The following is a 22,203-nucleotide window of genomic DNA, read 5'->3' as shown; positions in this document are numbered from 1 at the left end:
CATTACCCTAATTAATTGAGTCAATCACCCTCTTTGAAGTTATTTTGGAAAGTATTTACTTTAATTACCTACTGATTTAAGCCATTACGTTCGACAATTCTGATTATTGAAGTATAAAAATATTTTATTCTGCTATGACCTGTTTTATTAGAAAATGCCTTAGATAAAGTATGAAAAATTACCACTTATAAAGTAAGATAAGCTTTTTTCACTGGATTGGTATCAGCTTCCTGTGGACTTGAAGAAATATTTAAAAAAAGTGCGAACTTTTTGACGAGCAGCGATGATAGTGGCTATCATCACTTGTTGTTTTGATTTTCAATTATTAATAACGAGTTTTTTGTCGGTACACGATTAAGCTAAAGTAATTATACAAAATTTAGAGTGTGAAACTCCTGAAAATTATAGACTCAAATGCATGATGATATACTTGTCTCAAAAAAATAAAAAAACAGTAACTAAAAATGTTATCAAAAGATTAAAACTATAGGTTAAGTAAATACGATAGCTATGTTTAAGAGACATAGATTGCTGAATAATTATCTAGGTTACAAAATGATAATATATGTTCTTAATTTTCTCATCCCTAAAATTATTTTAGGGATGAGAAAATTAAGAACACTAATATTTATTATATCCTAATGTTCTAGTATTGCCATTATAATAGACACAGAATCTAGATAGCAATTTCAGTTAACATCCAAATACTATGAGTCAGCAAAATCCTCAAGACGGGGAGCAACACCTCAAAGATTTAGAAGCGGAAATAAACCAAGAATCTGAACTATTTTCTGTGTGGTCTTTTAAGGCTAATGAAAATCCTAAAAGTTTCCTAGTTCGCCTCAAACAATGGTACAATAAACTAGCTATTTATACAAAAATAGGCCTGGCTATTGTAGCGATTATTGTGGCTCTATCCTTACTCAATAGTATCTTACGGTTAGTGACCTCTGTAATCATGCTCGGAATCTTAGGGTCCATTTTATTTGTTTTATATAAAGCTTTATTTAAAAATAAGTCTTCTTAAGACTTAACCATACGCCAATATTAGCGTATGGTTAAGTTGATTTTGATCGAACCCAAAAAAAGCTTATTAAAAAGCTTCAAGAAAAATCCTCAAAGCCTGAGAACATAAAACTATCAATAAAAATTAATAGGATTCTTCACTAGTTGAATAAACAAAAATATCTACTAGATAAAATCCTAGAGTTATTAATAATAAATTTATATTTAAGAAGCTTTAAAAAATACAAATAAATATAAAAATTAATTTATCTATAATGTTGATTATATGGAACATAATTCTCCTGATCTTGTAAAAATTGAGATAATTTTATCGCTCTATCTTAGCCTTACAAATAATGGACATATTATTCATAGTCTTTATATTATTTCATAATTATAATATCACAAATATGAAGTTTTACCGGACTTAATATAGTGAGCTAATAATTAGGAATAGGGAACAGTTAAGAAAAAGAAATAAAAGATATTAAATATTAATTAATTTTTTCAAAAAATCAATCATTTCTTGAAAATAAATGTTTTTTACCCAAAAGCACTATTTTTTTGCTTAAAGATTTCATAAAGATGAATTATATGGTCTAGTTTGACCGATTAAAAGAAGTACTACTTTAATCAAAGTTAGTACAGGAAAAGAATACAAAAAAAGATATGAAAGAAAGAATTCTTAACTTTCTTAAAAAAGAAAAGTAGAATAACTATTAGTCTGATCAGAAAACCGAAAGTTAGAATGTATTCCCCGTTCTTTTTTTTTAAAAAAATATAAGTTTCATATCAGAAGTTTAGTAGTAAAAAATATATTTTTTATAGAAGATTTCAACTTCTTAACTACTACAAAATTAAAATATTTAGTCTAAATTTTACTCACAACATAGATAATCTAATCCATAGAAGTAAAAAGATAGTTTCTAATAAACCTGTCGTGTAAAACCATTAATATTGACGTTGAAAAAACTTTATTTTAGATTTTTTAAATTTTTAAACAGCATGCTTATTATTAAAGTTTTTTACCAATAGTGCTATGTTATGGTTAGGTCATCTTTACTATCTTAAATTTAGTAGAGTTAATAGATGCTAATCATCAAGGGTTTTATTGTTTTTTATGTATATGATAGCTTTATAAGCGGAAGTAAAGGCTTAACCGTAGAGCATTAGTAACTCAATATGGCAAACAATAGTTATTTTAAAACGTCATACCATTGCTGGAGAAGTGGCTCATAGTTTTGACCCTAAGGATTAAAATTTGAAAGTGGAACTTCTTTTTATTAAAAATCAGGAAATTCTTAGACGTTGTTAAAATAATTTAAATAAAAATATTGGCTATTTTTTATAAAATAAAAAATATTTATACTATTTAATTATAAGCTAACTGACAATTAATTTAGACTTTAGTTGTTATTTATTTAAACTTAATTGAAAGCTCATTTTTACTGCAATCTATTAATAGTTCTGTAGAAAATTTAATAGATAAAAATATTAAATTTTATTATGTATATCGCTTAATTGATTGAGAATGCTTCCTTTTGTCAGGTTTAAAATCTTATTTGTACCGATGTGGGTTGTGAATATTTCCTAAGCGGAAGTCAAGCCATTATTAATATTTTGGTTAGAGGATTAAATAAAAACTCTTGTATTCCTAAATCTTTTATAAAAGCACAAAAAGGTCTTAAAAGTACTTATCTTAAAGCTTGTTATCCATCCATCTATAAAATTAAATCAGAGGGAATAGAGAAATGAATAGAATATAATATCGTGGACTATAATAACGATAATAACATTAAATAATTAAAGACTATTAACTTTTTAGAAAAGAGCAATTACAATCCTTTGATAGTGACTTCTACACCGTTATCAAGAAACCTATAGATCGTAAATTGCGCAGCAGGACAGGCAATTTTTACCGGTTGCCATGCTCTTATTGAAGGATTGTATTGGATAAGAATTTAGTCTCCTCCTGACATTAATGTTCCCACAGTTATAGCATCGAGTATTTTGTATGCTAATACCCTAAATTTAATAGATGATAAATTATCAATTTAGGAAAATCTGAAGAGACTGTTTATCAATAAAAACTTAACTACCCTACAAAAAATATAATTTTTACTTGATTTAATCATCGACAAACAATCTCTCAAATAGTTTAAGACTATATCTAATTTATCCTACTTTCTAACCAAATTTAAAACCTAAAATTTTACTCTAGGATTATTATCACTGGGTAAAAAATTCGTCATATCTTTAAATTTGCGTAACTCAGCCTGGCGAATTGTTAAAACCTTTGGTTCAGCTTCTAACCATTTATCATCAAAGGTAGTTAAAACAGAGGCTAAGTAATCTCGATCAAGCTCATATATATTTTCCGTAAAATATCCCAAAGAAATATGAGCTGTAAAATAATACTGTTGTTCAATTCCCAAAGCTATTAAATCCATATTTTGATAAATTGACCGCCTTAATTGAACAATTTTTTCGTAGGATAACTCATCACAAGGTACTAATCCTGCGACTAGAGCACGAGGAAACACTAGTAAACCTAATAATTGCCATTTAGGCTCATTTTTTTCTAGTTCAATTTTTTGGTAGTTTTTAAAACTTTCTTCCATATAAACTTGAATTTTTTGGTCGAAATTAGGGCTATCTTGAACCGCTTCTTGATAACTTTTGTCCCAAATTAAATCAGCCAAGGTTAAATGAAAACTATTTGGGGGTACCCAAGCAACTATATCTGAGTCTATCTCTTCCGACAATTGCTGTTGTATGGTTTCCAGATGATGATAAAATTCCTCATTAAGAAAATCTTCTGCGTAAGGAGGAGTAAGAACTGTATAACCGGGAAAAGCAACAAATTTTCCACCCTGAAATTTAGGTGATTTTTGGATATTCTGAAGTTGGGTTTGATAAATATCCGGTATGGTCAGTCTTGCTACCCGATTGACATAGGTTTGATAAGTTTCGTCCAAGCTTTTTTCCTCTAAGAATTCAACAACCTGATATTATTATTTTCTCTAATTTATCTTAAATTTTATATGCCAATTTATTTATTGTGGGGTGAAGATGACTTTGCAATCACCCAAACTGTTAAGAAAAAACTAGAAACTCTCCTCGATCCTAACTGGATTCAATTTAATTACGATAAAATCTATGGAGATCAGGCTAATGCCATAGAAAAAGCCTTAAATCAAGCAATGACTTCAGTTTTTGGCAGAGGAGAAAGACTTGTCTGGGTTATAAACCCTACCATCTGTCATGAGTGTTCCGAAGAGATATTTTCCCAACTGCAACAAACTTTACCTGCTATTCCCGAAAATTCTCATCTATTGTTAACATTAAACAACAAACCTAATTTACGACTAAAATCTACCAAACTTTTAGAAAAATATGCCGAAGTTAAAGAATTTTCTCTTATTTCTCCTTGGAAAACTGATGAATTAATTAATCAAGTTAAGCACATTTGTCAGGAAATTAGCGTTCAACTAACGCCTAAAGCAACAGAGTTATTAGTAGAGTCTATCGGGAATAACACGCGAAAATTAAATTATGAACTAGAAAAGCTACGCCTCTATAGTCTCGATAGAACCACGCCCTTAGGGACAGATATTATTACTACCTTAGTCAATGCTAGTAACCAAAGCAGTTTACAACTTGCTCAAGCTATTCGTCAGGGGAATAAAGAACAATCTTTAAAATTAATTACTGATTTGATTTCCCATAATGAACCCGCTTTAAAACTTGTAGCAACTTTAGTGGGACAATTCCGCACTTGGGCAATGGTTAAACTTCAAATTGAATCTGGTCAAAAAGATGACAAAGTGATTGCCAAAGTTGCTGATATTGTTAACTACAAACGTCTTTACTTTTTGCGAAGAGAATTACAATCTTTTTCTAGTCAGCAACTCTTAGCAACCTTGCCTATTCTATTAGAATTGGATTTTGCTTTAAAACGGGGTAGTGATGCTTTAGCCAGCTTAAAAACTAAAACGATTGAATTATGTCGTATTTTTTCCATATAAGTAATAGATTTTTTTGAGAGACTATTCATAAACCAAGTATTGAGTATAAGACGTTATATAAACCACAATTTTTTTGCCAATGTCTCTTATTTTTTTCTCCTACAACAGACCAAAATTGATTTTATGATGTATAAACATACACTACAACAGCCTACAGTTATCTTCTTAAAGATATACATCATTAAGGAGTCTCTAAAAATTCAAGTTTATTCTTAAAAGTTAATATCTTGAAATTAATCTTTTTTTTAGTCTAATTCCTGAACTTAATATTATTGAACAAGTCTAATATAATTAGACTGATATTATTACTCAAAAAGCAAGTCGGATAAGTTCAGGTGTGCTTATCATGTCTTATAACTAAATATTCATAGCTAAATAGATTACTATTTACAATAGTATCATAATCTTTTCGTAGTAAATCAACCACTTACTACCCTATCTAGTAGTTGAATATTTAAGAAAGAAATTGTGAAGCCTATCAAAAAGCTACACCTTCAATTAATCAAGCTCTGTAGTTTGCTAGGATATCGGGATTTAGATAGGAACCGCAACTATTAGGGAGGTTTATCAAAGACTGAAGACACCATCCATAAAAAGGGGAAGAATTTCCTCTACACAGCAAAAATAAAAAAATTTATGATAAATGTAACCTGTACAAAAAATAGCTAAACCACTATAAAAAGGACCAATAATTGCTGTCCATCGACTACTTTTTTCATATAAACAATGTATCTGATAAAATTTATACCACACTAAAAGTAATAAGATGGTAAAAAATAAAGTAAAATTTATTAACTTTAACCCAGAGTCAATGACTACTGACTAATAATCTTCACTAACTTTTTCAGTGGAAAATATGAAGTATTTTTCCACTTTATACTAAAGGAAAAAATTTTGTTAATAATCTGACTTTATAACGCAACATACTTTTTTGAAAGAGGTGTAACGAATAACAAGTAGGCAATTTTTTGGACCAGTATATTCACCTGTAGGACTGTGGTAGCTGTGATGTCGACTTTCCGTATAGTAATTTTAAGACACTGACTACTATGAACAACAGTGCTGCTCGCAAAATGATTGAAGATGCTGGACATTTGTTCCGCATAGTCTACGATGTGTTTGGTAAAATTATAGGCAGCAAAACTCCGACCCAACTGACTTAATAGCTAAGTAGAAAAATCAAACTTTCGCCGATGGGTACTAGTCGAGTTCTGCGAAGAGTAGCAGCTTACCTTAGAAAATTAATTGGTTCTTCAATTCCTTTGTTGAACTTACTCCAAGCATGAAAATAAGTCCGACGAGGAAATCAGCTTTGAAAATGACGTATGGTTCATTGCCGAAGAGTGGGAAGTTAGTGATAATATATACTCTAACCTAGATGGCGAAAGATTTGAGCCGGATACTAGTCAGTTTTCGCGGAATGCTGATTCTGAGAACGATGGCAAACATGTTTCTCAAATCGCTCTGAATAACCTCAATAGTACGGTGACCTATGCAATCCACCTAGGAGATAGTGAAGCTTGCATAGATAAACCCGACAGACTAAAGTGGACCAAGGGTCTAACGGTGAATTACAGAGCATGGACTAGGACTCCAGAAACAAGTGAGTAGATAGCTTTAAATAAATGGAAGAAAAACAAATTACTTTACAGATTTAACATTTAAGTAATTAGATTTGAATATTGATTTAAAAAATCAATATTTTTTAGAGTAATTTTTCTGCAATAATATTTTATTTGACTACTTTAACTGAATTGTATTTGTTGGTAAATATCTTTATAGTAATTTCATAAGTTTTTATTTTATGCCACCCATATATTATTTATATAGACTAGAAATCTACAGAAACAATAGATGTAATTTCTTAAGTTATTTTTTTAACTATATTTTGTGATGTATTTACCTAATCTGTATTTTTAAAATTACTATTCTCTTGGATTTCAACATAATTTTTTTTTCTTTCCTCTTCTTCTATAGATACTTTTTAAGTGGCTAGTTAACTTTTATAGTTTTTACTCTTTTAATTTTGTTATATAAATTCTTAGACAGGCTAGCATATAATAATTTTACAAAAAACTACTTTTCTATTTTACATTTATTATAAGTTGACTTACTTACTATCCATTCCTTCATTCCCTTGGTGTATTTTTTTCTGTCATCACTATGTAACTGGTGGAGACATACCCTAAAATTAAACAAAGCTAAATACAAGCATACGCGTCCCTTCACAATTAACATTTATTAAGTTGTTTAATCATTAATTTATCTGAATTTTTAATTAACTCATACAAACCACTAGATACATCTTCAAAAAAAATTTGGAATGAAAAGCTTAGGCTTAAAATTAATTAGTTTAATTTTCCTTTTAGTAATAACAATTATGACTACTTCTTCTTGAAGATTATATCCATCTAAAATACCTATAACTTTTTGAATCTGTTGCTTAACTTTTTTATTAAGTTCTTCAATTACTTGAGGAGAACAAGGAACAAAACGAGGTTGGGGTCGCAAGTCAATTCCTAACACATCTTTATCATTGCACCATTCTTGCAATAATCTCTAGGCTAACGCTGCTAAAAATTATTGATTTTATTCCACAAAATTACCTAATTTATATCACCATTAATCTGCTCTATTATCAGGAAAACAAGTTATAAATTAAATCATATTTTTTCTCAATTAAAACAACTAAATTGCAATATTATTGGACAATCGAGATAATTGAGTACTCTTGATATAGATTAGATTTCTTTAACTTCTAATTCAGCTATTGTTACAGCATCAAAAGTCAAAGTAGAAACAGTCAGTATGGAACTCTTAAGAGAATAAGTAAAAACAACTACCATAACCCTAAGTAATAACTTCCCCAGTTAATCAACTTTTCTCCTTCAAATACAATTCTTTTGTTATTTTAACAACCCGAAGTGCATCAACAGAGATCGGTTTAGTACTGCTTCGGGATGAGATACTTGGTAGTTATTGTATCTTCTTCTAGGTAAATCTGTCCATCCATTATCATCACAGCCCCTAATTCAGTCATAAAAAAATACTTTATAATTCGTCTAAATAAATGTTCTTCTTACAAGTTTTTTTATCAAACCTAACATTAACCGACCGTGTATTATCACACAACTTTATGCTAACGGCAGTCTTAGAGAATCTTTCAGTAAATCAGTAAATTTCTATGGTAGACAAATTTATCTATTTCTAAGCAGATATACTCAATTATCTGATTCTAATAAATTTAAATATTGTGTTTCGGTGCAAATTGCCTTTAATTTACAATCCCAAGGCTCAACTGATAGTCGACTAACATAGGCAAAATCAAAAATAATTCCTATGGTAGGAATATGTTGCCATTGAGTAGAATTCAATAAACGATCATAGAACCCTCTTCCATACCCTAAGCGATACCCTTGATGATCACAAGCGACAGCAGGAACCAAGATTAAATCAACCTCAAAAGAGTTTAAAATTGGAGCATTTAAGTCAGGTTCTAAAATCCCATAAGTTCCTGCACTTATAGCATCTCCAGGAATCCAATGATGCCAAATTAAGGATTGATCGACACAACGAGGAAACCCCCAACAGTGTTCCATTGTAAATAGAGAATTAAGAATAGGTTCCTGGCGAAAGGCGAAATACGCCAGAATTGTTTTGGCTTCCTGAAATAAAGATAAAGATTTTATCTTTTCACAAAGGCTATTGCTTTTTTCCTGCCATATTTTCTTATCTAAAGATTGACGTTGTTTTAAGAGTTTACGTCGTAACTTTTTTTTCTCAGAAGAGATCATTTTAGTCCCAAGGATTACATTATACCCAGAGGGCAGTTACTATACCTCTAAAACAGTTACTACACCTCTAAAAATTTCGGAACATTTTTTAAATAAGTTTTCTCATTATCTAATGTAGCAAAAAAGAACATTTTCGCCATTTTTACATATTGAATATTTAAAGTTAGTCCTGCTGCCATTTGCTCCATTTTGAACGTTTAACTAACTTCAAGCAGACTCTGGAGTTGGTAAAGACAAGGGATGAACTAACAGGTCAGCTGTTGAACGGTTTTCGACCATTTCCTCAGTAATCATACACCGCTTAACATCTTTACGAGAAGGCAATTCATACATCACTTCTAACATCAATTCTTCCACAATTCCCCGCAATGCTCTTGCTCCCGTTTTGCGACGATGGGCTTCTTTCGCAATCGCCCGCACTGCTTCTTTATTAAAATCTAACTGAACATTGTCCATCTTCAATAGTTTTTGATATTGTTTTACCAAGGCGTTGCGGGGTTTAGTTAGAATGGCAATAAGGGTATCTTCATCTAGAGGATCTAAGGCAGCCATTACTGGAATTCGTCCCACAAATTCAGGAATCATGCCAAATTTAACTAAATCGTCTGGTTCGGTTTGTTGCATCAAGTCAGCTGCTCGTCTGTCTTTAGCTTGACTACCATCTCCAGGGCGAATAAAGCCTATGGACTTTTTCCCGCGTCGTTGTTCAATCACTTTATCTAAACCGACAAATGCCCCACCACAGATAAAGAGAATGTTGCTGGTATCAATCTGAATGCAGTCTTGATAAGGGTGTTTTCTTCCGCCTTGGGGAGGAACATTGGCTACTGTTCCTTCCAACATTTTGAGTAAAGCTTGTTGTACGCCTTCCCCAGAAACATCACGGGTAATGGAAGGATTTTCACTCTTACGAGCAATTTTATCAATTTCGTCTATATAAATTATACCTCGCTGGGCTTCCTCGACATCTAAGTCAGCTACCTGTAATAGCCGTAGTAGAATGTTCTCTACATCTTCCCCCACATAACCAGCCTCAGTTAATGTGGTGGCATCAGCAACGGCAAAGGGTACTTGTAGGATCTGGGCCAGGGTTTGCGCGAGAAGAGTTTTTCCTGAACCTGTTGGACCCATCAACAAAATATTCGATTTTTGCAGTTCAACAAAATCGTCCGGACCATCTCCCTCTGGAGACGGGTTAAGACTCAAACGCTTGTAGTGATTATAAACTGCTACGGAAAGAACCTTTTTAGCCTCATCTTGTCCAATAACGTATTCATCTAGGTAGTTTTTAATTTCTCTAGGTTTGGGGATCTGATTTAGGGAAAGATGTTCGCGACTTGAACGACGTTTAGGTTGGGACTCTTCAGCTCTTAAGGAACCTGCGGACACTGCCGCTGTCGGAGTATCCATCAATTCCTCATCTAAAATTTCGTTGCATAGCTCAACACATTCATCGCAGATGTAGACTCCTGGACCGGCGATCAGTTTTCGCACTTGTTCCTGGGATTTACCGCAAAATGAACATTTTAGGTGGGAGTCGTATTTAGACATAAGCTCTTGGAGTTAATTGACTTAGGTAACGGGAACAGTGGGGTCAGACAGATCTTGCCGAGAAATCACTTTATCGATTAAACCGTATTCTTTTGCTTCTTGCGCCGACATAAAGAAGTCCCGTTCCGTATCGACTGCAATAGTATCGAGGGGTTGACCGGTATGATAGGCTAGCATTTCATTCAACCGCCGTTTGATATAAAGAATTTCTTTGGCTTGAATTTCAATCTCCACGGCTTGTCCTTGAACTCCTCCTAAAGGTTGGTGAATCATTATGCGCGAACTAGGTAAGGACATCCGCTTACCAGGAGCTCCTCCACATAGAAGAAACGCTCCCATGCTAGCAGCCAATCCAAAACAAATGGTGACTATATCGGGACGAATTTGCTGCATAGTATCATAAATAGCTAGTCCAGCATAAACAGACCCTCCGGGGGAATTAATATAAAGCTGAATATCTTTTTCTGGGTCTTCAGCGTCGAGAAAAAGTAATTGTGCGACGATTGAGTCTGCTACTTGATCGTCAACAGGAGTTCCCAGAAAAACGATACGCTCTCGTAACAATCTGGAATAAATATCAAAGGCCCTTTCCCCTAGTCCAGATTGTTCTATGACCATGGGGACGATATTTTTACTCATGGACATGGAATAGATTTCTAAAAAATGTTGGTTGGTGATGGAATAGTCTAGTAATCGCAATTTATTCATAGCCTTTAATTAAACTGTCAAGGGAAAGATTTTCAATAATGGCTCATTTCCTAATAGGTTTTAGTTTTGCATTTTCTATTTTTAGTCCACCCAAACTGGAACAGCGAACTGATCCTCTCTTTCAACATTATGCCTCAAGTGTGAAAAAAGTGAATCAGATTAACCGTTTACACACCTGAAGAGAGGTCTATCCTTCTGCAGTAGGTGTCAATGGCTGATCAGAGCCGGCTGAAGATTGCTCAGCTTCTTTTTTCTTGAAGGTTCCTGCAGGGACTAGTTCTATAGTAACTTGCTCTTGTAGCCAGTCGAGAGTCGCTTCTATTAAGAGTTCGTCTGTGACCATCTGGTTTAATCTATTGAGATCTACGTCCCGGTCTGAAAGTTGTTCTTTAATTTTGTTAATTTTTTCGTCAAAAATAGCTTGTTTAACTTGGATGCCTTCAACTTGAGCTAATTCCTTAAGAATTAGGGATTGTTTTAACCTTTCTATTGCTTCTGGACGAGCGTTTTCTCGCAGTTTTGGAAGTTTTTCCTGAGTAAATAATTGGCTAATCTCCATACCCATTTGTTCCATCTGCATGGCTGTTTGAGTCAAAACTTGAGTTACTTCGTCTTGAACCAAAGTCTCGGGTATGTCAACCGTACAGACTGTCATTAGCTGAGCAATAATGCCATCATGGATGCTTTTCTTAGTTGCTTTTTCGGCTTCTCCTATAAACTGTTTTTCTAAGGACTCCTTTAATTCGTTCATTGTCTTAAATTCGCTAATTTCTCGAGCTAAATCGTCATTAAGCTCGAGAAGTTCTTTTTCTTTGAGTTCTTTGAGAGTAATGGTAAAAATTGATGGTCGTCCGGACAAATCTTCTCTTGGATAGTCTTCAGGAAACGTCACCTTAAGTTCTTTAGTTTCTTCTGGTTTCATTCCAACTATTCCTTCTACCATGCCTTCAATGAAACGTCCCTCAGCGAGATCCACGCGAAAATCTGTCCCTTGTACTCCTGAAATTGCTTGACCATAAACTTCTTGCCCATCTTCCGGTACAAAATGCGCTACATAATCAACAATGGCCACATCTCCCATTTGGGCAGAACGATCTTCGACAGGGATTAGGGTAGCTTGTTGTTCTCGTCGTTCTTTTAACCAGTTTTCTACCTGTTTGGGATCATAGAGGGTTTCTTCAGCTTTCACACTCAGGGTTTTATAATCCCCCAGTTCTACACTGGGGGAGACATCTACAGCGGCAGAGAAAGTTAGAGACTGCCCTGGATTAAATTTTTCCAGCAATTCTTCAAAATCAGAGCATAGCCGATAATTGCCCAACAATTCTAACTCTTCTTGCTGAACAGCTTCTTTAACGCTTTCCTGAATCAATTCTTCGAGAGTCGCGGCCTTAACGTACTTGGTTCCTAGACGTTGAAGCAAGATTTTACGGGGAACTTTTCCCTTGCGAAACCCAGGGATATTGGCAGTATGCGCCAAGGTATTGACCTTTTTCTCGTAGGCTTTCCCTAAGGTTTCAGCCGGAATTTCAATTTCTAAGCCAATCTGACTATCAGGGAGTCTTTCCTGAGTTACTTTCATCGACGTTCTATCTCAAACAATTACATTAAACTACAGTAATACCAGCCTAAATTAAACTTAATGCTTTAAGGAAAAGCAGCTCAATGATATCCTAAAAACATTAAGAATCAATCATTAGTCCCTCGGCTTTTTGTCGGTTGACAGGGTTTGCCGGGATATGCCTCTCTTGATAAGAGTACATTGTCGCATCATTCTATTATGATAGGGTAAACTAGGTCATTTACAACACCTTTAGACCGAATTAAGATAAGCCTTTTCGCTAAACTGAGCTAGTATAGTCTCAATAATATAGGAATATTGTAAACACAACATTAAAACATATTTTTCTCTGTGTAAATTCTGATTAAGTATTAATAATCCAACCCTTATAGGTCAAAATTTTCTTAACTTCAGAACAGACAATTAATCAATGGCAATTTCTGATTTTTAACCGATTCCCTAGGAGGTAATATTCATTGTATAAACCAGTTAGAGTAGCTATTCTGGGAGCCACAGGGGCCGTTGGCACCGAGTTGCTTAACTTGTTAGAACATCGTGACTTTCCTGTTGCTAGTCTTAAACTCTTGGCTTCTGAACGCTCTGAGGGAAATTCCTTGACTTTTAAAGGGGAAACCCTTTTGGTAGAAGCAGTAACAGAAAATTCCTTTAGGGATATTGATTTGGTATTAGCATCGGCGGGAGGAGAAACTTCCAAAACCTGGGCAAAAAGTATCGTAGCATCAGGAGCGGTAATGGTAGATAATTCCAGCGCTTTTCGGATGGAGTCAGAAGTTCCTCTGGTTGTTCCCGAAATCAATCCTGAAACGGCTAAGTACCACAAAGGAATCATTGCTAACCCCAACTGTACGACGATTCTGATGGGAATCGCGGTTTATCCTCTCCATCGAGTTCAACCTATTAAGAGAATTGTTGTCTCCACCTATCAATCAGCAAGTGGTGCAGGAGCAAGAGCGATGGAAGAAGTAAAAGTCCAATCTCAAGCTATTTTAAACGGTAACCCCCCCCAAACAGAAATCTTTCCCTATCCCTTAGCTTTTAATCTATTTCCCCACAATTCTCCTCTTAACCACGAGGGATATTGTACTGAAGAGATGAAAATGGTCAATGAAACTCGTAAGATTTTTAATGAGCCTAATTTAAGAGTAACGGCTACCTGCATACGGGTTCCCGTACTACGTGCTCACTCAGAATCTGTTAACTTGGAATTCTATGCTCAATTTTCTGTGACCGATGCTAGGATGATTGTAGCAAATTCCCCAGGGCTTAAACTAGTTGAAGATTGGACGAAAAACTATTTTCCTATGCCTATGGACGCTTCAGGACGAGATGAGGTGTTGGTGGGGCGGATTCGTCAGGATATTTCTCACCCTAATAGCTTAGAATTATGGATCTGTGGAGATCAAATCCGGAAAGGGGCTGCCCTCAATGCAGTGCAAATTGCGGAATTATTAATCAAAGAAAGATGGCTGTGTTCGGCTAATAAATAAAAGCTTTTAGAATAAAAATTAACCACTAACTTTGAAAAAGTAAACGAAAGAATGAGTGATCGCAGTTTTGGACTAGTAATCACCGCCATGGTGACTCCTTTTGATAAAAATGGTCAAGTAAATTACGCAGTAGCCGAGGAATTAGCTAACTATTTAGTAGAAAATGGTAGCGACGGCTTAGTAATTTGCGGCACAACGGGGGAATCTCCTACCTTAAGTTGGTCTGAAGAATATAAGTTATTTCAGGTAGTTAAAAAAGCTGTTGGTAATCGAGGAAAAGTTATTGCAGGCACAGGTTCTAACTCTACAAGAGAAGGGGTAGAAGCAACGGAAAAAGCATCTAAATTGGGTTTAGACGGATCATTACAAGTGGTTCCCTATTACAATAAACCCCCTCAAGAGGGACTGTATCAACACTTTAAAGAAATTGCTCAAAAGTCCCCTGATTTACCCATTATGTTATACAACGTGCCGGGGCGTACTGGACAAAATCTCTTACCTGAAACAGTGGCTAAATTAGCAGAAATTGAAAACATTGTTGCCATTAAAGAAGCTACTGGAAACTTAGAGCAGGCTTGTCAAATTCGTCGTTTAACCCCCGACTCTTTTGCGATTTATGCAGGAGATGACTTTATGACCCTACCCTTGTTGACCGTTGGTGGAATAGGAGTGGTCAGCGTGGCTAGTCATCTAGTGGGACAACAGATACAAGAAATGGTTAAAGCATTTGGAACAGGAAAAGCCACGGTTGCAAGAGACATTAATTTAAAGCTTTTTCCCTTATTCAAAGCACTATTTTGTACAACTAACCCTATTCCAATCAAAGCTGCACTCAATTTAAAAGGATGGAAAGTGGGAGGACTAAGACCTCCTCTAATAGAACTATCTCCTAACTTAAAACAAGAGTTAGAATCAGTTTTACAACACCTATCTCTTGTTTAGGAATTAGGCTTTATGATGGAATAAATAGGCTAAGATTAATTGGAGTTAAATAAACGGCAATTGTAAAATTTACTTCAACTAATTCTAGGAATAAGACTAGATAAATTTTTATGAACAATTATATTTTTGGATAATTAACCTGTTGACAATCAAAGTAGCTGAAATGAAAAAGAGTCCAATGAGTAAAAACCTGAAAAAACCAACGTTAAAAATTATTCCCTTAGGGGGATTACATGAGATCGGCAAGAATACTTGTATTTTTGAGTATGAAGATGAGATATTGCTGATAGATGCGGGAATTGCTTTTCCGACTGATGGAATGCACGGTGTGAATATTGTTCTCCCTGACATGACATATTTGCGAGAAAATCGCACTAAAATTAGGGGAATGATTGTAACTCATGGTCATGAAGACCATATTGGGGGCATTCCCTATCATCTAAAACAATTTGATATTCCGGTAATTTACGGTCCAAAACTAGCGATTGCCCTATTGCGCGATAAGTTGGAAGAAGCCGGAGTCAGCGATCGTACAACTCTAAAGACGGCTGAACCTAGGGATATGGTACGGATCAGTGATTCTTTTTTAGTGGAATTTATCCGTAATACCCATTCCATTACCGATAGTTTCAGCATAGCTATTCACACACCGTTAGGAGTAGTTATTCATACAGGAGACTTTAAAGTTGATTATACTCCTGTTGATGGACAGCACTTCGACCTACAAAGACTTGCTGAACATGGAGAAAAAGGTGTTTTATGCCTACTAAGTGACTCTACCAACGCTGAAGTCTTAGGAATAACCCCTTCGGAAAGATCGGTTTATCCTAACCTTGATCGCATTATAAGTCAAGCCCCTGGACGGTTGTTAATTACAACTTTTGCTTCTTCGGTACATCGAGTCAATATTATTTTGCAACTCGCCGAGAAGCACAAACGAAAAGTGGCAGTTGTGGGACGTTCAATGCTTAATGTTATTGCCCATGCGCGGGAATTGGGCTACATTAAATGTCCTGATGACGTTTTTGTGTCTCTCAAAGTAATGCGGAATTTATCCGACGAAAAAGTATTAATGCTAACCACAGGATCTCAAGGAGAACCATTAGCAGCGTTAACCCGTATTTCTACAGGACAACATCCCCACATCAGAGTTCAAAAAGGGGATACGGTTGTTTTCTCTGCTAACCCCATTCCAGGGAATACTATCGCGGTGATGAACACCATTGACCGCTTGATGATGCAGGGGGCTGAGGTCATTTATGGTCGTCATCAAGGAATCCATGTATCAGGTCATGGTTGCCAAGAAGAACATAAATTAATGCTGGCTTTGACTCGTCCAAAATTCTTTATTCCGATTCACGGGGAACACCGAATGTTGCTTAAACATGCTCAGACTGCTCATAGCATGGGTGTTCCTACAGAAAACATGGTAATTGTAAAAAATGGAGACATCGTTGAAGTTTCTCCGGATAATATCGATGTTCTTGGTCAAGTTCCCTCTGGAATTGAGTTAGTAGATCAGACTGGTGTAGTGCATGATCATGTTATGCATGATCGTCAACAGTTAGCTGAAGAAGGAGTAGTTACAGTAGCCACTGCTATTAATTGGCAGGGGAAACTGATGGCAAAACCTGAAGTTCATCTGCGGGGTGTGGTGACAAAAGTAGAGCGATCGCTATTGGAACAGTTGATCATTCGTGCTATTGAACGAATTTTAAGTGAACGCTGGGATGAATTTTCTCATGATGATAATCGTAGTGGGATTGGGGTTAATTGGAAATTTTTCCAGGAGGAAATCGAAACCACGTTGCAACGATTAGTTAGGCGCGAATTACGAAGTCAGCCAATGGTAGTGTTTCTCCTTCAAACTCCTGAAGAACCCGAGCCTGGAGAACGTCCAGTAACGAAAACCTATCGTCGCCGTCGTTCAACCGCGTCTGCAATGTCTTAAACGTTTATTTTTGACTTTTAAATTTAATAAAAAAAACTATAGAGACATAATCTTTTATGCCTCTATAGTTTTTTTTATTGATTTACTTCAAATATTATTAGAATAAGTTCTAGGGTAGACAGAAGTTCAGTGGTGAATGGTTAGTCAGAACAGTTCTGATATTTATCTGATTATCTCTTGTAGGTTAGTTCTGTAGGTAATTTGATTCAGATTCTTTATTCTATTTTTTTGCATCCTCTTTTTTTTCTATAAGTTAGGTTAGATAAGGATTTTAGGATTTATTTATTATTAACAATTTTGGCTGATTGCAAGAAAATAATGATTTCGGTAAAGGGTACAGAGAATAGAAAATTTATAAATATGTTCTTGATTAACGTTATTTTGTCTAATATTTTTGGGGAATAAATCAATGATAGACTGGTGTATATTTTGGAGTACTTTCTTTGCAAAGGAAGATATTTTTCACCTTTAGCTAAAAGAATATATTTAAAGATTAGATACAATATCTTTTTAAGAAAAAAATTAAAGTTTTTAAAGAAATATTTCGAAAATCTGTTGATGAGTTCTTTTATTTGTCTCGATAATGCTTAAAAAGTTCATATATTTGATGTAGAGACTACCAATATTTTTAATTAAAATTTAAGTCAATTTTTTAGATATAACTTTTATATTGAGTTTTAATTAGTTAAACTTTAATATTCCTAAAAATAGATAAATCATACTTAATTTTAAGATAAATTATACTGATTTCAGTTGGAAATCAATTATAAATAATTATCTATTTCTTGAAAGAAGTAATTAAAAAGTAGTATAAAAATACTATAAATAACAATACAGTGATGTTAGATAGGTTAGATAAAGTGTTCATATTCGGTAACGACAAGCCATTATTGATCAAATTTTTAATTGAATTAAAGATTGTTTTTAAACTAAGCTTACTAACTCTTTCAAAATCAGAAAATCAAAATTTTAATCATCTTATTCTCTAATATTTTAATAAAATTATTAACGGTTATTATAAGAAATAAATAATGTAACTACCACTCAACAATTATTGATAAAGTCTCTTGTATCGATGATAATAGAAAGTTTTAACTAAAGTTAATAGTTACTAAGAGAACAGCAGGAATTATATAATCAATGTTTTAATATTTGATTAGATTAATAGAATGTGAGATAGTTATTAATTGGAGCTTCAATAATTGATCATAAAATTTTTGATTACAAAGATAAGTGATTACAAGAATAAGTAAATAATATACCGTACAATTATTTTTTTTATATACTTGAATATATTCAAAGACAGGCGAGTTAAGAGAGAATATTATCAGTAAGAAAAATAATACAGAATTTTAAAAAACCAATAGAAAATATCCTTTGGAAGATGATTGATTATGAGGGACATAATTGTTTTGTTCACTAGACATTTTTGATATATTTATTGGCATCGGAGTTTGTTGACAGATATAAAAAACGTCGTATTTTATCGTTAGATAGGTTAAGAAATAAGGGTTTAGATAGTATTGACATGATCAAAACTAACATAAGATGTTAAGGTTAATATAAAAAGTAACTAACCCTAAATTTACTAGAAAAATAATTAAGTTTTTATCAAACCTAAAATCAGATAATACTACAAATATAATTAATTTATTTTTGGCAGTAGATTGTTAAAATAAAGTCCGAATTATTTTATTTAAAAGTTTGTTTTCAGTAAAAATCTATATATCAATGAAGCAGCTATCACTGCAATTACACAACATTGCCTATACAGTTGATAATAAAAATTATTATTTTTAGCAAAAATTTATTTAGCTAAATTAGCTCAAATATATTCATCTTTAAATATGCTTTTAGCAGGTTTATTAATTTATTTTATACCATTACATTTCTATTAAGTTTACTTTTGAAGTATGAGTTAGTAGAAAATATAAACATCATTTTTTTATTTTCATTATTTCAGTTTAGTTTGAACTAAACTACTTGTATACACTGATTTATGATCAAGAACAATTACTGTATCTATTGCTTTATATTTTTATAATTTTCTAGACTTATCTACCTTTTTATTTTAAGGTTTTTAAAACTAATTTTACTCAAGATATTTTGTGTACTTTCTATCTTCTTAGATTTAAACATAATGTTTTTACTCTTATCATGGAGAGAATTTTATTTCAAAATTAACTGTTATAGTCTCTGCTATTCTAACTGTGTTCACTAAATTCTTTAGTGAACTTGCCTCTAGTGATAGTTATTTTAAAACTACTATTCTATCTTAGACTCATTTAAGTTTACCTACTTATAGCAGATCAATTTTTAAAATTTATCTGCTATAAGTAGGTAATAACTTTTATAATTAATTACAGGTTACAAAAAAAAGTTAATCATAATATATTGATATTATTGAGTATTAGCTATTAAGTAAAGATACAATTATTGCTAATTTCATATATTATCTGATTATGAATGTAAAAAATTGCTTGAATAATATCAATTTTGAGAAAGCACTATAAGTTGTAATAACAGTCACTATCAGGCTAGTGAAAATATTTTTCTACTAGTCTAGGGTTTAATTCCTCATGAATATCTTGTTTTTAGATTCTCTAAAAACAAGATATTCAACTTACACCACTTGCACTAAATTTGGAGAGATAAGAAAACTTACATAGATTAAGACAAATAGCTATTGCGCAATTATTGTCTTAATTGTGTATTCAAGGGTTATTACTACAGAACTTTGACGACAAAAAAAACCTCCTATATATATTGCAGAGAGCTCGATAATACCGTCATCAAAATAAGTTTGAATAGTTAATTTTGTTAGTTCAATTTAGCCCTTAAAAGTTTTTATAGCCTCAACCATCTGCATTGAACGTATTAAATTATCTAAAGCAGATTCTAAATGTAGTCCCGCATCAACAGCAACCCAACCTTGGTCAGTTAAATGTCGCCATTCAAAGTGTAAATGGGGACCAGTAGAATAACCCGTACTTCCTACTCGTCCGATGACGGCTCCCTGGTCAACCCATTCTCCAGGTTGAACATAAACCTTTGATAAATGAGCATAACGAGACTCTTGAGTTCCCTCTAGATGGCGCAGAATAACTGTCAAACCATACCCTCCAAGCCAGTTGGATTGGGAAACTTCCCCGTCATAGGCTGCTAAAACAGGGGTCCCAATGGGGGCACCGATATCTGTCCCGCTATGTTGACGACCAGTTCCTGAAATAGGATGAGTGCGCCACCCAAAAGTTGAAGTAATACTGGCAACCACTGGTAAAGGATATATTAAGTCTGTTTGGCTTTGTTGAGGAGCGATAGAATTTAGACGACTATAGAGACTAGCCGCTCGATTATATTTAGGAATAGGTTCTAAAGAAATAGATAATCTTTTTCTAGTAATAGGTTTTAAACTGACCACTTGTTGAGGATTAACCGGACGAGCTTTGAAATAGACAGGTTCCACTGAAGAAGTATAAGGGGAATAACTAATAACCTTAGAGAGAGCTCTTGTGTGACGACTTACGAGATTAACGTCATGATTTGCTAAGGCAGGTTTTACTTTTGAAAACTCCGCCTTAGCAACTGAACCACAATTGCCTTTAAGCAGTTGACTGTTTTGGGAAATAATTTGGCATCCTGTTGACCTTTCGGTGAGAATGACAGAACTGGAAGGAACTACTGATTGTCTAAGGTTTGTGCCGTAATCAGTAAAATCTATATAACTATTTTTACCCTGGGCAGCTATTGAAGGAATGATTTTAATTTCTTCTGATTGAAAGGGTGCTAGCGATTGACTTACAGGAGCAACAGAAGACTTTTTAGAAGTTGAGCGCAAGACTTTGGGAGCTGGTAATCCTACTTTAGGAACAGCATTTCCATTAGTACGGTTAGAGACTGAAGGTTTGGGAGCTATTTTCGGGGTAGCAGGTTTAACGGAGGGAGGACTTAAGACAGGTTTATTAGCTGCAGGACGATTAGGTACTATACGAGGAAAAGATTTCGGAATTTTTGGGAAAGACGACTCAACTGTCCCTGGTTTGCCTGATGATGTTATGGTATCGGCAATAATTAAGGTATTGGTGGAGGCATTAACTGGAGATAGAAACAGCTGACTACCGACTACACTAAGTCCACTGATCAGACTAATACCTTGTTTTAAAAGGTGATTTATATTGGTGTGTTTGACGAGGGTTGCTGCTTGACAAGAGAATTGATTCATGTCCGTTACACTTTTCATAATTCACTACTTATTAAGGCATGATAACGGATTACAAATAAATATTTCTTTTCATTTCAGCTTTTTGAAAAACTTAACAACTTTAACCAGAATAGTATGATCTAGAAGTTTCGACACTTTTTCAAGAATAAAAGAACTAGGGATTTAAATTATTGCCATTGAAAGACTAAGGTAAGCAGTTTATGATGAATTACTCATTCTGTTATTTCAAACCTATCACCTATTTAATTTACGATCTGGACGGACTACTCTTAGGTACAAAAACTCTTTACCAAAAGGTCAACCAAATTATTGCCCAACGCTATGGAAAAACTTGTGATCTCTCGGTTAAAGCAAAAATGGCTGGCCGCCGTATTAAAGAGTAAGCACAATTGTTTGTAGAATTACTCGATATTCCCCTGACTCCCGAAGAATACATAAAAAAACGTTATGCCCTCCTCTATCCACTCTATGCCACTGTCCAACCTCTTTCGGGTGCAAAGGAATTAACTTAGCATTTTGCTAGACAAGGCATTCCCCAGGCTATTGCCTCGAGTTCTATTCGGTATCATTTTGAGTTAAAAATATCGTCTTCTCCTTTTTGGGTATCTTGTTTTGATCACTTTGTTTTCGGGGATGATCCTGATTTTTAAAAAAGTAAACCTACCCCTGATATTTTCCTATTAACGGCGCAAAGATTGAAGGTAGATCCCCGTGATTGTTTAGTCTTTGAAGACTCCTTGGCAAGGATGAAAGCTGCGATTGCGGCAGAAATGTCGACGGTAGTAGTTCCTTATAAAACAAGTGATTGCCAATTATTTGACCAGGCTGATCAAGTCCTCAATTCCTTAGAAGAGTTTGAACCTAAAAAATGGTATTTACCCTAGCTAAATATATAATCTTTTTTCGAATAGACTTTGCTAAATTAATCAATCC

Annotated in this window: 14 protein-coding genes and 1 pseudogene; 8 read left to right on the top strand and 7 right to left on the bottom strand. The window is 34.0% G+C overall.

The features are described from left to right. Positions 1 to 709: 709 nt before the first annotated feature. Complete coding sequence (locus tag ETSB_RS03220; RefSeq protein ID WP_044106252.1) at positions 710 to 1,027, top strand: hypothetical protein; 318 nt, start codon at positions 710 to 712, stop codon at positions 1,025 to 1,027. Between the two features lie 2,182 nt (positions 1,028 to 3,209). Here the strand turns inward: ETSB_RS03220 and ETSB_RS03210 are convergent. After that, on the bottom strand, positions 3,210 to 3,983 hold the full coding sequence (locus tag ETSB_RS03210) for a DUF1868 domain-containing protein (protein ID WP_044106249.1): 774 nt from the start codon (positions 3,981 to 3,983) through the stop codon (positions 3,210 to 3,212). 66 nt (positions 3,984 to 4,049) lie between these two features. Between ETSB_RS03210 and holA the strand changes: the two genes are divergently transcribed. Next, positions 4,050 to 5,033 (top strand): DNA polymerase III subunit delta, encoded by a 984-nt coding sequence (gene holA / locus ETSB_RS03205; protein ID WP_044106247.1) that lies wholly within the window; start codon positions 4,050 to 4,052, stop codon positions 5,031 to 5,033. 2,307 nt (positions 5,034 to 7,340) lie between these two features. On the opposite strand, the gene ETSB_RS10260 is transcribed toward holA, so the two are convergent. The 5 genes from ETSB_RS10260 to tig form a co-directional block, all read right to left on the bottom strand. Further along, complete coding sequence (locus ETSB_RS10260) at positions 7,341 to 7,586, bottom strand: hypothetical protein (RefSeq protein WP_232509854.1); 246 nt, start codon at positions 7,584 to 7,586, stop codon at positions 7,341 to 7,343. A 668-nt stretch (positions 7,587 to 8,254) separates the two neighbouring features. Beyond that, positions 8,255 to 8,827, bottom strand: a complete 573-nt coding sequence (locus ETSB_RS03195) for a 5-formyltetrahydrofolate cyclo-ligase (RefSeq protein ID WP_044106244.1) — start codon at positions 8,825 to 8,827, stop codon at positions 8,255 to 8,257. Between the two features lie 207 nt (positions 8,828 to 9,034). After that, entirely contained in the window at positions 9,035 to 10,378 is a 1,344-nt protein-coding gene (clpX, locus tag ETSB_RS03190; RefSeq protein ID WP_044106242.1) for an ATP-dependent protease ATP-binding subunit ClpX, read from the bottom strand. Positions 10,379 to 10,399: 21 nt separating this feature from the next. Then, on the bottom strand, positions 10,400 to 11,023 hold the full coding sequence (gene clpP, locus ETSB_RS03185) for an ATP-dependent Clp endopeptidase proteolytic subunit ClpP (protein WP_084220235.1): 624 nt from the start codon (positions 11,021 to 11,023) through the stop codon (positions 10,400 to 10,402). Between the two features lie 250 nt (positions 11,024 to 11,273). Beyond that, positions 11,274 to 12,668 (bottom strand): trigger factor, encoded by a 1,395-nt coding sequence (gene tig / locus ETSB_RS03180; protein WP_044106239.1) that lies wholly within the window; start codon positions 12,666 to 12,668, stop codon positions 11,274 to 11,276. A 455-nt stretch (positions 12,669 to 13,123) separates the two neighbouring features. Here tig and ETSB_RS03175 point away from each other — a divergent pair, with 455 nt between their 5' ends. The 3 genes from ETSB_RS03175 (at position 13,124) to ETSB_RS03165 (ending at position 17,048) form a co-directional block, all read left to right on the top strand. After that, entirely contained in the window at positions 13,124 to 14,155 is a 1,032-nt protein-coding gene (locus tag ETSB_RS03175; RefSeq protein ID WP_044106238.1) for an aspartate-semialdehyde dehydrogenase, read from the top strand. 51 nt (positions 14,156 to 14,206) lie between these two features. Continuing rightward, entirely contained in the window at positions 14,207 to 15,097 is an 891-nt protein-coding gene (dapA, locus tag ETSB_RS03170) for a 4-hydroxy-tetrahydrodipicolinate synthase (protein WP_044106236.1), read from the top strand. A 178-nt stretch (positions 15,098 to 15,275) separates the two neighbouring features. Then, on the top strand, positions 15,276 to 17,048 hold the full coding sequence (locus ETSB_RS03165; RefSeq protein WP_044106235.1) for a ribonuclease J: 1,773 nt from the start codon (positions 15,276 to 15,278) through the stop codon (positions 17,046 to 17,048). 2,830 nt (positions 17,049 to 19,878) lie between these two features. Here the strand turns inward: ETSB_RS03165 and ETSB_RS03160 are convergent. Next, positions 19,879 to 21,288, bottom strand: a complete 1,410-nt coding sequence (locus ETSB_RS03160; protein ID WP_145972226.1) for a peptidoglycan DD-metalloendopeptidase family protein — start codon at positions 21,286 to 21,288, stop codon at positions 19,879 to 19,881. Positions 21,289 to 21,470: 182 nt separating this feature from the next. On the opposite strand from ETSB_RS03160, the gene ETSB_RS10255 reads away from it, so the two are divergent. The 3 genes and pseudogenes from ETSB_RS10255 to ETSB_RS10250 form a co-directional block, all read left to right on the top strand. Then, complete coding sequence (locus ETSB_RS10255) at positions 21,471 to 21,653, top strand: HAD family hydrolase (protein ID WP_232509853.1); 183 nt, start codon at positions 21,471 to 21,473, stop codon at positions 21,651 to 21,653. Between the two features lie 6 nt (positions 21,654 to 21,659). Then, positions 21,660 to 21,782: a hypothetical protein gene (locus ETSB_RS10465; protein WP_269763979.1), complete on the top strand. Its 123-nt coding sequence runs from the start codon at positions 21,660 to 21,662 to the stop codon at positions 21,780 to 21,782. A 150-nt stretch (positions 21,783 to 21,932) separates the two neighbouring features. After that, positions 21,933 to 22,154: pseudogene (locus tag ETSB_RS10250) on the top strand (HAD-IA family hydrolase); the annotation flags it as partial. Positions 22,155 to 22,203 lie beyond the last annotated feature (49 nt).

The sequence above is a fragment of the cyanobacterium endosymbiont of Epithemia turgida isolate EtSB Lake Yunoko genome (assembly GCF_000829235.1).
Taxonomy (GTDB): domain Bacteria; phylum Cyanobacteriota; class Cyanobacteriia; order Cyanobacteriales; family Microcystaceae; genus Rippkaea.
The sequence above is the reverse complement of the archived record's forward strand: the minus strand, read 5'-3'. Positions and strand labels throughout refer to the sequence as shown.

What these genes read in the sequence shown, in the direction of transcription:
- holA (WP_044106247.1), top strand. Translation starts at nt 4,050, where the DNA reads ATGCCAATTTATTTATTGTGGGGTGAAGATGACTTTGCAATCACCCAA.
- tig (WP_044106239.1), bottom strand. Translation starts at nt 12,668, where the DNA reads ATGAAAGTAACTCAGGAAAGACTCCCTGATAGTCAGATTGGCTTAGAA.
- ETSB_RS03165 (WP_044106235.1), top strand. Translation starts at nt 15,276, where the DNA reads ATGAGTAAAAACCTGAAAAAACCAACGTTAAAAATTATTCCCTTAGGG.
- ETSB_RS03195 (WP_044106244.1), bottom strand. Translation starts at nt 8,827, where the DNA reads ATGATCTCTTCTGAGAAAAAAAAGTTACGACGTAAACTCTTAAAACAA.
- ETSB_RS03160 (WP_145972226.1), bottom strand. Translation starts at nt 21,288, where the DNA reads ATGAAAAGTGTAACGGACATGAATCAATTCTCTTGTCAAGCAGCAACC.
- clpX (WP_044106242.1), bottom strand. Translation starts at nt 10,378, where the DNA reads ATGTCTAAATACGACTCCCACCTAAAATGTTCATTTTGCGGTAAATCC.
- ETSB_RS10255 (WP_232509853.1), top strand. Translation starts at nt 21,471, where the DNA reads ATGATGAATTACTCATTCTGTTATTTCAAACCTATCACCTATTTAATT.
- dapA (WP_044106236.1), top strand. Translation starts at nt 14,207, where the DNA reads ATGAGTGATCGCAGTTTTGGACTAGTAATCACCGCCATGGTGACTCCT.
- clpP (WP_084220235.1), bottom strand. Translation starts at nt 11,023, where the DNA reads ATGTCCATGAGTAAAAATATCGTCCCCATGGTCATAGAACAATCTGGA.
- ETSB_RS03220 (WP_044106252.1), top strand. Translation starts at nt 710, where the DNA reads ATGAGTCAGCAAAATCCTCAAGACGGGGAGCAACACCTCAAAGATTTA.